Annotated in this window: 10 protein-coding genes; 3 read left to right on the top strand and 7 right to left on the bottom strand. The window is 65.3% G+C overall.

Going from position 1 to position 15607, the window contains the following annotated elements; genetic code table 11:
• Nucleotides 1–221 precede the first annotated feature (221 nt).
• Nucleotides 222–1229 carry a FliA/WhiG family RNA polymerase sigma factor gene (locus AAGI46_08725; GenBank protein MEM1012292.1) on the top strand — a complete coding sequence of 336 codons (1008 nt, stop codon included), beginning with the start codon at nt 222–224 and terminating at the stop codon, nt 1227–1229.
• Nucleotides 1230–1277: 48 nt separating this feature from the next.
• On the opposite strand, the gene AAGI46_08730 is transcribed toward AAGI46_08725, so the two are convergent.
• Genes AAGI46_08730 through AAGI46_08740 form a run of 3 tightly spaced genes read right to left on the bottom strand, consistent with a single transcriptional unit; the run spans nt 1278 to nt 8343 of the window.
• A complete protein-coding gene (locus AAGI46_08730; GenBank protein ID MEM1012293.1) occupies nt 1278–4142 on the bottom strand; it encodes a LamG-like jellyroll fold domain-containing protein in 2865 nt (954 codons plus the stop codon).
• 37 nt (nt 4143–4179) lie between these two features.
• Nucleotides 4180–7140 (bottom strand): hypothetical protein, encoded by a 2961-nt coding sequence (locus AAGI46_08735; GenBank protein ID MEM1012294.1) that lies wholly within the window; start codon nt 7138–7140, stop codon nt 4180–4182.
• Between the two features lie 33 nt (nt 7141–7173).
• Nucleotides 7174–8343 carry a GntR family transcriptional regulator gene (locus AAGI46_08740; protein MEM1012295.1) on the bottom strand — a complete coding sequence of 390 codons (1170 nt, stop codon included), beginning with the start codon at nt 8341–8343 and terminating at the stop codon, nt 7174–7176.
• Between the two features lie 216 nt (nt 8344–8559).
• Here AAGI46_08740 and AAGI46_08745 point away from each other — a divergent pair, with 216 nt between their 5' ends.
• Nucleotides 8560–10011: a sulfatase-like hydrolase/transferase gene (locus tag AAGI46_08745; protein ID MEM1012296.1), complete on the top strand. Its 1452-nt coding sequence runs from the start codon at nt 8560–8562 to the stop codon at nt 10009–10011.
• Complete coding sequence (locus tag AAGI46_08750; protein ID MEM1012297.1) at nt 10008–11288, top strand: sulfatase; 1281 nt, start codon at nt 10008–10010, stop codon at nt 11286–11288. Before AAGI46_08745 ends, AAGI46_08750 begins: the two co-directional genes overlap by 4 nt.
• A gap of 163 nt (nt 11289–11451) precedes the next feature.
• Here AAGI46_08750 and AAGI46_08755 read toward each other — a convergent pair whose 3' ends face one another.
• From AAGI46_08755 to AAGI46_08770, 4 genes are all read right to left on the bottom strand, one after another.
• Entirely contained in the window at nt 11452–12723 is a 1272-nt protein-coding gene (locus AAGI46_08755) for a hypothetical protein (protein MEM1012298.1), read from the bottom strand.
• Nucleotides 12724–12993: 270 nt separating this feature from the next.
• Nucleotides 12994–14049, bottom strand: a complete 1056-nt coding sequence (locus AAGI46_08760; protein ID MEM1012299.1) for an AI-2E family transporter — start codon at nt 14047–14049, stop codon at nt 12994–12996.
• A gap of 64 nt (nt 14050–14113) precedes the next feature.
• Nucleotides 14114–14851: a deoxyribose-phosphate aldolase gene (gene deoC, locus AAGI46_08765; protein MEM1012300.1), complete on the bottom strand. Its 738-nt coding sequence runs from the start codon at nt 14849–14851 to the stop codon at nt 14114–14116.
• A gap of 96 nt (nt 14852–14947) precedes the next feature.
• The coding region (locus tag AAGI46_08770; GenBank protein MEM1012301.1) for a PEP-CTERM sorting domain-containing protein at nt 14948–15607 on the bottom strand (660 nt) is incomplete at its 5' end.

The following is a 15607-nucleotide window of genomic DNA, read 5'->3' on the forward strand; positions in this document are numbered from 1 at the left end:
CAGGAAGTTTGCTTTTGTGCCCTTCAAGGGTTTGCATCGCGGCTGCTGCCGGTACACTGTCGTTGCCGCGGACGGATCCGCGGGTCGGTCGCACGTCGCCGGGATGACGCGTCGCACGATCGGCACTGCCGCCGGGACCCTCTGTGGTCGCGGGCAACGTTTCTCGGTGTCGCCGCCCGGAGTGGGCAGCATCGCACCGTCCCAACGGAATGGGAGCCACCATGCCGTCGACCCTCTCCGCCCCCGCGTCTCAGGCTTCTGAGGACGTTGCCGACAAACCCGCACCCCGCGGCCGAGCCCGCCGAGCGCCCGTCGATCCTGATCGACCCGCACGCGATGAACGTGGCCGCGCGCGAAACCTCCGCGCCATTCCCACGGCCGAGCAAAAACGCCTCGCCGAGGAACTCATGCCGCTGGCCGACACGCTGGCCAAGGGCATCAACGTCCGCACCGATCGCACCGACCTGGTCGGCGTGTGGATCGACTACAAGAACAACGGCACCGAAGCCTGCCGGAACATCCTGATGGAGGCCTACCTCCACCTAGTCCGCTTCAACGCCGACCGCGTCTACGCCAAGCTCCCCAACGAGGTCGACATCGAAGACCTCATCAGCGTCGGCATCTTCGGCCTGATGGACGCGATCGACCTGTTCGACTTCGAACGCAACATCAAGTTCGAAACCTACTGCGCCCGCCGCATTCAGGGGGCGATGCTCGACGAGCTGCGCAGCATGGACTGGGTCCCGCGCCTCGTCCGCAGCCGCGCGCACAAGCTCGACACCGCGCAGAAGGCCCTCGAGGTTCAGCTCGGCCGACAAGCCACCGCCGAAGAGCTCGCCGCCGAGCTTGAGGTGGACATGGAGGAGTTCGAGAAGATCTTCAAGGACGCCCAGGCCACGGGCCTGGTCAGCTTGAACCGCAAGTGGTACGAGACGGACTCCAACAAGGACGTCCGCGAGGTCGACGTTCTGGAGGACCGCCGCACCAGCGACCCGGTCCGCGAGATGCAGCGCAAGGACCTGAAGCAGCTCATGGATAAGGGCCTCAGCCGGGCCGAGCGACTGATCGTCACGCTCTACTACTTCGAAGAGATGACGATGAAGGAGATCGGCGCGACGCTCGATCTCTCCGAATCGCGCGTGAGCCAGATGCACTCGTCCATCATCGCCCGCCTCCGCGACCAGATGGCAGAGAAGCAGAACGAACTCGCCTCGGCTGCCATCGCTTGAGGTCGTCAAGTGGTCGTCTATGCAACGTCGGCTGCAGCCTCCCCGACATCATTTCCCAAAGCCGGTCGTTGATTCGTCGTCTACTGCGAAAAGGGACCGCAGCACTCTTGGTCCGCCGACCACGAAAGAGCCGGGTGTCGTCCCACCGCTGGTCGTGGTGTCGGCGATGATCGGTACTTTGCTGTAAAGGTCGGAGATTTCCGACGAAGACAGTGCGCGGTCGAAGAGGCGTAAGTCGTCGATGCTGCCGTCGAAGTGGCGTGTGCTACTTGTCGGCTTCCCGAGCTTCATGCCGCCCTCGAAGCCGAACAGGTTGCCGTTGTGTTGCTTTGCGGCCCGCAGCACGCCATCGACGTAGAGGCGCACCTGACCCGACGCGGCCCAGGTGGCAGCGACGTGGTGCCATTGGCCGTCGGTGACGTCGCCATCGTCGTCGCTGCCAGCGAGCTTGCGGTCACCAAGGCCACTGCCTTCGAGGAAGAAGCCGATGTCGTCGCCGTCGGTGTGCAAGTGCATTTCCTTTTGCCCCCCGAAACCGTTGCCGCCGGTCTCGGTCGCGTGCAGGATCATGCCGATCGACGATTGCTGCGTCTTGACCCAAAGCGAGACCGAACCCTCAGCCGACGACATCTGCTCGACGATCTCGCTCGGCAAGTCGACAGCCTCGCCGCTTGTGAAGGCGGCGGCGTGAACGAACTTGCCCGCCGCGTAGCCGTTGTTGCCGACGGCGTCCGGTGCGGTGGATGATGTCAGGTTGCCGTCAAACGGGTAATGGGCCAGCTCCGCAGAAGCCGCGGGAAGGTCGTCGAGGTCGTAGCTGACGTAGAGCGGTATGAGCCATTCGTTGAGCCGGCCTTGGCGGTCGGGCAGGTCGCTGTGAAGGACCGTGCTGGTGTTGCCGTTCTGATTGTCGACAAGGACGGTTTCGAAGCCGAGGAAGTTGCCGCTGTTGGGGCCGTTGCTGTTGAGGATGACGGAGAGGTTCCCGTCGTTGCTAGTGACGACGATGTCCTGGCTCGCCCCATCGTCGAAAGTGGATTGGCCGAACTGGTTGGCGGTGCCACCGAGCACCTCGAGGGCTCCACCGGCCTCGACGTCGAAGTTGATCGTGCCGCCTTCAACCTTGTAGCCCAGCACCCACATGACCCCACCATCACCGACGAGAAAGTTGGCACCGCCCTTGTATTCCGTGTTGATGAAACGTGCGTAGACGTTCTGGTCCACCGCCCGCGACGCCTCGGTCTTGCCGTAGGCGTTGACGTTGTTGACGAAGAGATCGCCGCGTTGCGGCGCGTCGTCGGTGTTGCTGTAGAGATTGGTCGAGCGAATCGTGTCGAGCACGAGCGTCCTTGGCTCTGCGTGGTCGACCATGCGCGCGTTGACAACCGAGTAGAAGTCGTCGATGACGAGCGGCGTTGCCTCGTTCTGGGCGACCTTGAAGTACGAGCCGCCCGGCCTTCCCGACAGACTCGTGAACATGCCGTGCACGCGATCGACATGCGCCGGGATGTCGATAGTCGACGTGATGCGGTACTGGGCAGATGGGAAAAAGACGATGCGCGTGGCGGGATCGCTGAACGCCGCTTGCACAGCAGCGGTGTCGTCGGTCACGCCATCGCCGACTGCGCCGAAGTCGTTCGGACTGGACCACTGGCTCATGACGCTGGTCCAGAGTTTCTGTGGCGTCGCCTTCACCGGCAGATGCATTGAGCGGACGCGCTGATCCGCATCGAAGCCGATCGAGGCATCGGACACGTATTCGTCGATGAACGTGCCTTCGACGGCGACCACACCATCCTTCTCCACGGCCGACGCGTAGCCATCGACGCGGACGTCACGAGCGAAGAGGTGGCCCACTTCGATCCCGCTGCTAGGCCCGCCGCGATCCTGGAACGCGACGGGTTCTGCCTCGCGGTCCGTGCCGGTGTCGTCCAGACGGATGGCGGGGACATCGCTCGCGCCGCCGACGAGCTTCGAGTCGATCAGCACGACGTGCGCGCCGCCGTCGGTGAGGTCGAGGGCAGGAACGCTGTTGTCGCTGTACAGATTTCGGATACTCGGTGTGGAGTTGACCACACGGATGCCGACGTCGTTCTGGTTGCGGAGCGTGATGTTCTCGATCGCCGGATCGGCGAAGTGGTATGGGTGCATCAGAACGCCGCGATCAAAGCCGTCGATCGTGACGTCGTGGAAGTAGCCGCTGGCGATTCCGATCGGCAGGTGCAAGCCGATCTCGCCCTGGCCATCGCCCGAGATGATGGAGACGTCGTGAATCTCGGCGTTGTTGGCACCGAAGAAGTCGACGCCCACCGCTCCCGGATTGTCGTCGCCGACGTCGACGGTGAGGTGTCGAAGGACGTTCTGCGCCGGCCAGTTATTCAGACCACGGGCATCAGGGTCGTCGCCCGTTCGCTGGGAGAAGTCGATAACGGCCTTGCGCGTGCTCGCACCGAACCCAGCTTGGTCGTCTTTGAGGCGGATGATGCTGCCGTCACGGCTTTGCCCGATGATCCGCATCTGGACCCAGAAGTCGTATGGCGCGCCGGAGTACTCGATGGTGTCCTCGACGTGGAACACGCCCTCGGGCACGTAGAGCACGTACGACGTGTCCGGGCTTCGCGTCGGACTGTTCTCGGTGCCCGCGTCTGCAACTTGCTGCGCCTTGATGAAGTCGAGGGCGGCGACGAAGGCACGAGAGTCGTCGTCGTGGCTGTCGTTCGGCGTCGCATCCGGGCCGTCTATGGCGTCGATCTGACTCAGCTTGGTGACGTCGATCAACCGGGCCGAGGGATCGACGTGCATGAAAGCAGTCGCTGGGAAGACGGCGTTAATGCCAGGGATCGTGTCGCCGCTGAGCAAACGCCGCGGTTCCACCGCCTCGACGACTGCAGGTGGTGCGTCAGCTGGGGGCATCGGAGCATCCATGATGTTCGGGTTGGATCGGAGCCGATCAGGGTTGCGCGTCCAACAGTCGCCACCGAACGGCTGCCGACAACGTGTCATCGCCCCAGAACGGGCGGAGCGACAGCCCGCTGGTTTGCACGATCGCTTGCTGATGCCCGAAGTGGAGGCTCGGCTGATCCTCTCCGTGCAGAGCAAAGGTCACGCCGATGTCCGAGCCTGCAACGGGTGGGGCGTCGAGGCCAAGGACTGACCATGGGATCGACATGCGAAAGTGTGTTTTGCCGTCTTCGTGCTGCACGTCATGCGTCGCGGACGTGACCGGCCCGGGACGATGCTGACCGAGTGGCTGACGCGGGAAGAAGTGGATCCGTGGCGTGTTCGCGTCACCGGCTCGCCACAGCTCACTTTGACCGTCCTGCGTCGGATACAGGCACAGCTCGATGTCCGTATCCGGCACACCGACGTAGTTCGGGGGCAGGACGGCCGGATAGGCCAGATCGTGCGTGGCGATGTGACGATCGCTCGCCACATCGAGGTCGATGCCAACCTGCAACACATCACCGACCCAAGCCAGTGTGTGCCGTGGATCGCGGCGATACACGTAGCTCGCGCGAGACCAGTCGATCGATTCGCCGCGGCCAACCTTCTGCTCGAACTCGGCGTATCGGTCGAGCACGTCGCTGCTACCGCTTCCATGGAAGTAGTCTTCGTCGTCGCGCTCGCTCAACCGCGGCCGACGGTCCAGCGACTCGTCGTCGACGGCCGCGTGGACGTGCAGGTGATCCTCGTCCCACGCCATCTTGAGCCAGCCGCGGCGAAGCGCCTCCTCGCCGTCACGCTGCTCCGTCTCGAGGAAGGGCAGCCACGCGGCGTCCATCGATGTGATGACGCCTGCGCGCTCCGGCATCTCGACGACGTCGATGCGGAAGGCGTCCCGGGTCGGGTCGTCACCACGTGCCGCGCGGGCAATCAGCGTCGGTTGCACGAGCTCCTCGCGCACGCCTCGGCCCGCGTCGGATTCGAACACCACCCGCACGGGCACCGACTCGCCCGCAAAGTCGGGCATCGGCACGTCGATGCGACCCGAATGCCCCGCGTCGATGTGGATCGAGGGCTCTTCCAGCAGCACTTCGCCGTCGGTCACCCGCACGACGGTGACGCTGCCTGCGACAGGGCGGTTGAGCACGTTGTGGATCTCCACCGGCAGCCACCACCCGTCGTCTCTGGGCGTCACCGTCAGTGGCGTGAGTTGCACGGGCGTCATCCCTTCGATCGTCGCCTCACGCACCGCCTTGATGACTGCGTCGGCCCCGCGCGACGACTTCAGGAACGTCGCTTCGTAGCTCAGCGGAAGCTCCACCTCGCCATCAGAAGCCACCACGTTCCCGACGATGTCGCGCACTTCGAGACCGTCAGCGGCGAGACGCAAGGTGCCATCCGGTGCCGAAAAGCCGATGGCCTGCTGCCACATCAGGTCTTTGTCGTTGGCTGTGCGGTAAGGAAAAAGCTTGCCCACGAGCACGAAGACGGCGTCATCGTCCTCGCCGAACTGGTAGAGAAACGGCAGGTGATCGTGAAAGACGATCCGCTTGAACGAGCGGTCGGCGACGATCGCGTTCCAGGCGGCGGTCGCGGCAGTCGGTGCGCGAGGCGCGAGCAACTCATCTTGCGTGCTCCCGTGGTTCACCATCAGCTTGTGCCCGTCCCAGGGCGACGTGAACGCCGCGCCGAACGAGAGCTTCTGGAAATGGGCCTGGTGATTCAGCGCCTCGCTTGTGGCACCCCAGTCTTCGGTGTAGCCGAACGGAATGCCAAGCTTCTCGGACAACATTCCGTTGTAGCCATTCTGAAGCGTTGTGTAGTGGTCGGTGAGATAGTCGAACACCCGCACCGCCGACGTGTCGCCATCCGAGAGGAACTTGTCTTCCGTGTTCATGGTCGAACCTGAACCCAGGACGTGGATCGTCGGGTCGACGCTGTCGACCGCCCGCTCGGTCGCGAGGCACAGCTCCCGATAGCGGAGCATGTCGGCGTTGTACATGGAGATGCTCCCGCCTTCCCACGGCTCGTTCCAGACCTCCACGCCCCACAGACCACCCGGCCCGCCGGGGTGGCGGTAGCGACGAACCATCTCGGCGATGAAGGCTTCGTACTCCGCGTCGAAGTCGGGGTGGGCCACCGAATCGGGCTTCTTCGCGCTTCGTGCCGACGGCGTCGGCGTGCCGAATGGGAGCGTCCAGTGCGGGTGGACGTACGTCGTGACGACGACGTCGATGCCCGCTCGCTTGTACGCCTCGAACGCACGGTCATACTTGTCCCAATCGCGCTGGCCTTGACGACGCTCGACGTCGACCCAGCGGATGCCGAGGCGAACGAAGCGAATCCCGAGGCGGCGAAAGATCTCGACGTGCTCGTCAACGCGATCCGGGTTCAGCGTCCGCGGGTGGCCAAGGAAGCTGGCCATCGCCATCCCGTGGGGCACATCGCCTGCCGGTGCGGTCGGCTCCACCACGTGGGCGATCGACGACAGCCATCGACGTGAGCCGTCGGCTCGTTCGATCGCCAAGACGTACACGCCAAACGTCTCGGGAAGATCAACGAATCCTTCGAAAACGCCGTCGCCGGTCGCCTCGAATCGCGAGAGCGGCGTCGAGCGCTCTTCGACTGTTCGCAGCCGGTAGAGGCGGACGGGTCGGCTGACGTGCGGGTGGCCCGTCTCGTCAGGCATGCCGGCGCGACTGTGGACGGGAATGGCAACGAGCCTGGCACCCGACTGCGACGCGTCGTCCAGCCCGCGCAGCTTCACGCCTGCCGATTCATGGCTGAAGAAAAGCCCGCCCGGCACGGAGAAACCGGCAATCGCCACGTCTTCCTCGATGCCGTCGATGTCGAGCCGGTTGAAGTTGTCTTCGACACGCCAATCGAGGAACAGCGCGCCGCCGACCTGTGAAGTCAGCAAAACAACGAACGTGAGAGTGGCCAGCGTCAGACGATGCAGCAGAGTCATGGTGTTTGGTGCGCCGCTCGCGTGGTCAGGTACTCACTTCAGCGGCTGTGGGTCGTTTTCGGGCAGGACGAGCGTCGGCTCGATCAGCTTCGAGCCCGCCTCCGGGTCGAGCACGACCAACGCAAGCTGCTGGCCCTGCTCATGGTTGTTTTTCTCCACCGTGATTGCCGGCGGCCGTTGGCCCCAGCCGAGTCGCACAAGCGAACGCCACGTGTTGTCGTAACCCGCTAGCAGCGGCCGTTGCTCGGTGGGGACGCCCAATTCCGCCAGTGCCTGGTCGAGCACCATGGCCGCGTAGTCCGAGCTGCAAACGAAGGCATCAGGCAGCGTCCCGCCCCGCACCATCTTGAAGATCGCGCCGATCAATAGGCGAACGCCAGACTCGTAAGGCCGCCGATCCCCATCAACCATCGGCCTGGTCGGAAAGGCGAATGCGTCGATCGCCGGAGGCAGCTCAAGACCGAGCCCGGTAGCACGTTCACTCACGCCTGCGTCTCGCCGGTGGCACCAGGCCCGCACGTCGTACGTCGTGTGTGTCCAAAGCCGCTGAACCGACCGGCAGCCGCGACGCGCCAGCTCGTCCACGATCATCCTGCCGCCGGCCTCATGGTCGGGACAGACCGTGACGCACGCGTCCGGCACGCCTTCCGTCAAGGACGTGACGACACGGACACCCACGCTCAATGCGTCGCGCACTAGCTTGTCGACGAATGGCGGCGTTGGCGCGTTGGGCGTCAGGACAAGCCCGCGCGGCCTCGACGCCGCCAGCTCCGTTGCCGAGAGCTCGTCCATCGCCGAGAGCGGCATGCACAGCGAGTTCACGTTCCGATCACGCAGCACCCGCTGCAGCATGAGATCGGCGTCGATGAGGAAGCCGCTGTCGAGCAAGTGAGACTCGCGGTACACATCTCGCGAGCACAGGTGCACGATCGATCGCGCGATCAGCCGGTTCGCGTTGCCGGGCTCTGTCGCCGCTGCCGACGCCGACAAAGGCACGGGCGTTGTCGATCGCGCGACGCCAGCAACGCGACGGCTGGAGTACTTGGCTCCTTCGAGGGTGCCATCGCGCTCCAGGTCACCAAGAGCACGACGCACGGAGTGCCGCGACACGCCCAGGTGCCTGGCGATGTGTGATTGCGACGGCAAGCGGTCGCCCGTGAGCCAGTCGCCAGAGGCAATCTGCCGGCGGACGTGTAGCTTCACGCGTCGCTCGCCGTCCGCTGGCGACGCCTGCGCATCAGACGCAGATGGTTTGGTCCCTGACGCTGGCACTCAGCGCAGCCTACCGGAAACCCGCCGAAACGCAATCCAAAATCACACATCCTCACCAATCAGAACCAAAATTGACGGCGACTGACGTGTTGCCAGAGCCGCTTTCATGCACTTGCATCCCGATCGTCGCTGTCGCACAGTGCGCAAATGCGCGCCAATCCACATGTCCTGAAGATTTGCGCTGATCAGCTCTCACCGCACGTCCTTGGCTACGCCGGCGATCCGCACGCCCGGACGCCGAACCTCGACGCCCTCGCCGCGGCGGGCACGCGCTTTGACAACCACTACGCGGCGTGCCCGATCTGTATCCCGGGTCGTCTGAGCATGCTGACCGGCCGCATGCCGACGGATCTGGGCACGCCCCATTTCGAAGACACGCTGCCGGCCGGGACGCACACGTACCCGCTCCATTTTGCCCAGCGCGGCTACCAGACGACCTGCGTCGGCAAGATGCACTTCCACGGCCAGGAGCAGATGCACGGCTGGATGTACCGCCCGTTCGGCGACATGCAGATGCTCGGGCATCAGCACCTCGACAGCTACGAGGTTGCGCGCGACGTCACCGGCGGGAATCCGCACCGGCCGATCCGATACGAAGCGGCGGGCGGGTACAACGCCTGGATGCTCCAGAACGCCGGCCCGGGCGACACTGGCAATATTCGCCTGGACCGGTCCGTCACACGCGAGTCGATCGAGAACCTGATCGACTATTTCACGCCGTCCTTCATTGATGAGGTCTACCAGGGCGATCGGCCGCTGCTGTTCGAGACGAGCTACAAAACACCGCATTGCCCGTTCGTCTGCCCGCCGGACTTGTTCGAGTACTATATGGACGTCCTGCCGCCGCCGACACATTCGGACTTGCCCGACGACTTGCCGACGTTCCTCCAGAACAAGGCCGCCAACGACGTGCCGGACCACATCACGCCCGAACACATCCGACGCGCCCGCGCGGCGTACTGGGGTCTGGTCGAATGGCTGGATGGGCAGGTCGGACAGGTGCTCGCGTGCCTCGACGAGCTGGGCCTGCGCGACCAGTTCATCATCCAGTTCACCGCCGACCACGGCGAGATGGCAGGCGAGCACGGCCTGTGGCAGAAGCACATCTTCTACGAGCAGAGTGTCCGCATCCCGATGATCCTGCAGGGGCCTGGAATCCCGGAAAATCACGTGGTTCGATCGAACACGTCGCACCTCGACCTCTTCCCGACGCTGTGCGATCTTGCCGGTTTGGACGGGCCGGACCTGGGGGAGGTGGGGGACGAGCCGTGGTCGGGGCGGTCACTGGTGCCGCTGCTGAGTGACGACGGCGATGCACAGCGGCTGGTGCTGAGCGAGTTCCGCGCACCCGCCGGCAACGGCCGGGCCGAGGGTCTGCCGGAGGGCGTCTGGATCGTCATGGCCAAGCAGGGGCCGCTCAAGCTGATCGACTACGGCAACGGCGAGCGACGCGGCTTCGACCTCACGCAAGAGCCCGACGAACGACATGCCACCACGATCAACGATCGCTTCGCGTCCCTCGAAGCGGCCATCACGCGCTACCGCGAGCAGCCGCGCCGCAACGACGCAACGTCATCAGACTCCAACTCCGTTCAGTGAACATCGTCTACCTCCACTCTCACGACACCGGGCGTTTCATCCAGCCCTACGGCTACGACGTCCCGACCCCGGCGCTGCAGTCGCTGGCCGAAGATGGCGTGTTGTTCCGCAATGCCTTTGCCGCCTCACCCACCTGCTCGCCGAGCCGCGCAGCCTTGCTGACCGGGCAGTACCCGCACGAGTGTGGAATGCTGGGACTGGCGCACCGCGGTTGGAAACTCACCGACTACCGGCGTCACCTCGCCCCGACGTTGTCCCGCGCTGGGTACACAAGCGCTTTAGCAGGCTTCCAACACGTGGCTCACCCGGGGACGATTCACCCGCGCGAGATCGGCTACGACGTGCTCCTCAACCACGACGACGAGGGCATTTACCACGAGCCGCGCGTCACCGATGCGGCCGTCGATTTCCTGGAGCAGCGTCACGATCGGCCGTTCTTTCTGGATGTCGGTTACTTCGAGACGCATCGAAACTTTGACGACCCGAACCACGCCTTCACGAAGCGTCGTCATCCACCGGCCGACGCGCGCTATGTCCGCCCGCCGCCGATGTTGCCCGACCTGCCTGAGATTCGACAGGACTGGGCCAATTTCAGGGAAGCAGCGGCCATCTTCGACCGCAACGTCGGACGCATCCTCGAGACCATCGATCGACGCGGGCTCCGCGACGAGACGCTTGTGGTGGTCACGACCGACCACGGCCTGCCACTGCCGATGTGCAAGGCAACCCTCAGCGACGGCGGGCTGGGCGTGATGCTTCTGCTTCGGGGACCCAGCGACTCCGGCTTCGCCGGTGGGCGCGTCGCCGACACGCTCGTCAGCCACATCGACCTTTACCCGACGCTCTGCCGCGTTGCCCAGACGACGCCCCCGGCCGGCCACCATGGCTTCGACCTGCACGCACTGCTCAACGACAACGCTCCGCCCCGTCAGTGGATCTTCGGCGAGATGAACGAGCATAGCGGACCCGCGCGTCAGCGCTGCGTTCGTTCGGCGCGCTACAAGTTCGTCCGCTTGTTCCCCGATTCTCCCGAGCAGCTCAAAGACTGGCCATGGCAATGCGACGACGGCCCGACCGCCTCTGTCCTCGACGAGGCCGGCATGGGCGATCGCGTGCCGGACATCGAACAGTTCTACGACTTGCACCTCGACCCGCTCGAACAACGCAACCTCGTAGCAGATTCCAAGCTACGAGAAATGCTTCACGTGCATCGAAACCAACTTTACAATTGGATGCAAGAAACCGGTGACCCGCTTTACCTGCGAAGACAAAAATAGTAAAGCGACAGCATTCGTAGTCTTCGATATTATTCAGCTCATTTGCTTTCATGTTCTACTTATTGATAGCTCCCAGTAATAAGTTGGTGTGCCCCGTTGCCTCGATCTAGTTGATAGCGCGTTTTGTTGCTCGCCGCGGGCCTTGGCATAGCGCACGCCGCATTCACGGCACGCGGCCACTGCCTCGATCGCCGGCGAGCAGCTTGGCGATCTCGGCGCGCATTAGCGGCGAAGCGGCGGGGGGCTTGCTCGTCAGGAGGCGGAGCATCGCGGGGCGGTCGGCGTGCAGCTCGGCGACGCGCGCGGCGGCCCAGTCGACGACGTCGGCGGGGAGCTGGTCGAAGGCGGTCAGACTTGGGTCCGCCTCGGTGTTTGTGCGGTCGCCGCGCGGTGGGAGTTGGTCGCCGGCGAGGGGTTTTGGCGGCGTGGCCGAGTCCGAAACAATCTCGGCGGCTCCCGCACTTCGCCCAGCTTGCCGCGATGAGGCGTTGAGCGTCGCGTCCGACACGTTGTCCCCGCGGCCGCCGTCGCGCGGCGGGGCGTCGTTCGGGGTCTTCGCCTCCTCGCGCAGACGCCATCGGATGAACCCGGTCGCGCAGCGAAGCTTGCCGCCAGCGTCGAGTTGACGCGCATCGTCCATCGCCCGGCTTGTGGCGGCGGCACCCGACTCGGCAAGCAGCTCGATCGCCTCGGCGGGCTCGAAGCCCCATCGGTTGAGCATCTCGGCGAGTCGTTGCGACTCTGGGTCTGCATCTGGGGTGCGTGGAGCTCCCAAGCCCCCGCCCACCCCTGATCTTGGGGTATTGGTCTTGGAGATGTCTCTCAGATGTGGTTCCGCCGGGAACCCCGGCCCAGCCTTCTCCTGGACCGCCAGTCGGGCCTGGCGTGAACCGGATGCCCGCTCACCCTTGGACCGGGAGGGGGTTCTGGGCTGGACCCCCTCGGGGTCGCGTGGCTCGGGCACGAGCAGCTCGTAGACGTTGGGCCGGTTCTTGCCGTCGGCGCCGACGCCGCCTTGGCTGACGACGGTGATAAGTCGTTGCTCTTGAAGGGCTTTGAGGCCGCGTTTGACGCTGGATCGGCTGAGGCCCGTCATGCGAATGAGGCTCGCCACGCCGACTTTCGAACGGTGGGGCGGACGGCTGTCGGCGAGGCGCACCAAGGGCAGGTAGACGGTGCGCGCAGGATCGGTGAGCGTGGCCCACAAGCCGTTGTCGATCACACGGTTAAAGAACTTCGAGAAGCCGCCGGGCGTGGTGGTGTGCGACGTCTGCTGCGCGGGTTGGCCGACGGTGACGTGGACGGGCTCGTCGCCGGTTTCGACCTCAATGCGGTGCGTGTGTCGCTCCGCCGATGCAACCTGTTGATCTGCAATAGCCTCTGTGGCCGCGAGTCGGCCGGTTCGTCGGGTTGAGGCTGGTCGGGCGCGAGGCATGGCGTCGGTCGGGGTGTCGGCTCCCGCGGGCAACATGCATCGCGGATGGCGTGGATCAGCACATGCCGAACCACAACCCGTGGTGGTTGCCGAGGGGTGGCGGGTTCTACCGCGCTGGGCGTTGCCGGCCCGCGCGAATCGGCCGGGCGCGACAAGACGTCGTGGCTGGGCGAAGCGGTGTTAGGGCGACAGGTTGGCGGGGTGCTGTTGACTGCCTGTTAAACACGGCGGGCGCGGCGGGATAGGCGGGCACGCGGTGCCTCGGCAGTGTCAGCTGTCGCTCGATAGAGAGATGGAAACTTTGCCCAGCAACGGGTTAGACGGGGACAGTCGGTCGATCGCGATCTTGAAGACCGCGAGCATCGGCGTGGCGAGGATCATGCCGACGATCCCCCAGATCGCCCCCAGCAGCAGCAGCGCGAGCATGACGGCCACGGGTGAGAGCTGCAGCCGATCGCCCAACATCTTGGGGGCCACGATGTTACCGAGGACGAACTGGATGACGGCTGGGATGATCAGTGCCGCGACGATCGCGGCGGTCGAGAGGTCTTGGCCGAAGAGGATCATCGGCACCGGCAGCAGCGTCGCCACGGCCGAGCCGACGGTCGGGATGAAGTTGAGTGCGAACGCGAGCAGCCCAAAGAGCCAGGCGAGCTTAACGCCTAGCAGCCAAAGCGTTAGGCCGGTGAGGAAGCCCGTCGCGAGGCTGACGACGAAGGTGACAGAGAGGTAGGCCTGGATGCGACGCTCGATTTGGCCGCGCACGCTGTCGGCCGGGACGGGCTTGTCGCCCCGGCCCAGCAGCAGGAAGAGCAGGAAGACGCCGACCAGGCCTGCGTTGGAGACGAGCGTCAGCATCCCGCTGCCGGCGCTGCCGACGAACGGGAGCAGCGCGCGGAAGCCCTCGGGTCCGCCGTAGACGGTGATCTCGGCGATGAGGTCGGCGCGGGTGGCGTCGTCGAGCTCGACGGGCAGGCGATCGAGGACATAAACGGTCGTTTTTCCCAGAGGATCTTCATATTCCGCGATCGCCGAGACCGCGCGGGTCGCAATTGGCAGCACCGCCAGCAAGGCCGCCGCCAGCGCGACGAGGCCCGCAGCGAAGGTGACGGAGACCGCGACAGGCCTTGGCCAGCGGAGCCGGCGGACCTGGTAGTCGACCAGCGGGTTGAGCATCAGCGCGATGAAGATCGCCAGCACGAACGGCACCAGCACGCCCTTGAGCAGGTACATCGCACCCAAAACCCCGAGCGCCGCCAGGACGAGCAGAGCGGCGGCGGTGAGGTCGACGTCGGGTCGGCGTGCGGGCGTGGCGGCTTCGGTCATCGGCTGATCGTGCGAAAAGCCTGAAACCTAGCAGATCTCAGGTCGCCGTGTTGAGCTGCGCGGCTCAGTAGCGGACGTCGCTGCTGGTCTCGACCTGGATCGGCGGGAGGTCGAGCTGCTGGCGAAGCGGATCGAGAATCGCGCTGGTCGAGCTGGTGCCGATGCGGCTGCAACCGATTGAGCGGACCAGCTCCGCGCGCTCCAGCGTCCGCACGCCCCCGCTGGCCTTGACCTGGACGGCTGGCGGGCAGGCGGCGCGCATGAGGCGAAGGTCCTCGTCGGTCGCACCGACGGCGACGCCTTCGGGCGGGACGCCGAAGCCGGTGGAGGTCTTGACCCAGTCGACGCCGGCCTCGGAAGAGAGCTGGCAGAGCCGACGCTTCTCGTCATCGGTCAGGTAGCAACACTCGAAGATTGCCTTGATTTTCGCACCTTCTGCGTGCCCGGCCTCGGTGACGGCGCGCATGTCGTCAGCGACGAATGACCAGTCGCCGGTCTTTGCGCGGCTGACGTTGACGACGAAGTCGAGCTCCTTCGCCCCGTCGCGCGCGGCTTCGGTCGCCTCGGTCACCTTCGCGGCGGTGCGGGACGAGCCGTGGGGGAAGCCGATGACGACGCACGCCACCGACGACGAGCCGGCGAGTCGCTCGGCAGCCTCTGCGGCGAAGTGGGGCATCACGCAGCAGCTGGCGCACCCGTAGGCCTTGACCAGATCGCAGCCGGCGAGCATGTCGGCCGAGGTGGCGTCAGGCTTGAGGACGGCGTGGTCGATCATCTGAGCGATGTCGTCGTAGCGGCTCATGCTGGAGGGTACGAGCTCCATGAAAAGCGGCGGCCGGACCGATGGGTCCGACCGCCGCGGCAGTCTCTCCCCACAGCGGGGGACGGGACGTCGTGATCAGGCGCGACGTCGGCGGAGCATCAGTCCGCCAAGGCCGGCCAGGCCCAGCGCGACGGTCGGCTCGGGCACGGCGGTCAGGGCCCAGGCGTCCATCATGGCCAGGTCGCTGGGGGTGACGCTGCTGCCGAAGTTGGCGCGGAGGATGCCGAAGTCGGCGAGGTCGACGGTGCCGTCCTGGTTGGCGTCGCCCAGGACGTACTCGTCGCCCGATCCGAAGCCGGCGCGGAGGATGCCGAAGTCAGCGAGGTCAACGGTGCCGTCGTAGTTGAAGTCGCCGTCGATGGCGTTGTCGGCGGTCAGGATCAGATCGCTGCTGGTGACCAGCGTCGTGAAGAGCAGGCCCGGCAGGCCGGCAACCTCGAACGCGTCGGGCGAGCTCGCGGTCAAGCTGCCACCGCTGGTGAGGACGGTGAAGTCGTCGCCCGGGTTGGGCAGGAAGCCGCCGGCCAAGTCGACCGCGATGTCCAGGTCGTTGGCGAAGAGGTTGTCGCCGAAGGCGAGGACGTCGTTGACGTTCTGGTCGAAGAGGTCGACTTCGAGCCGAGCGCTGCTGATGGAGCTGGTCGCGCTGTTGTCGACGTTGAGCGTGCCGACGGTGCCGTCGGAGTTGCCGGGTCGGTAGATGCCGTTCCCGTTGACGTTGGCGACGAGGGTGCC

This window comes from Planctomycetota bacterium (genome assembly GCA_038746835.1).
GTDB lineage: Bacteria > Planctomycetota > Phycisphaerae > Tepidisphaerales > Tepidisphaeraceae > JBCDKH01.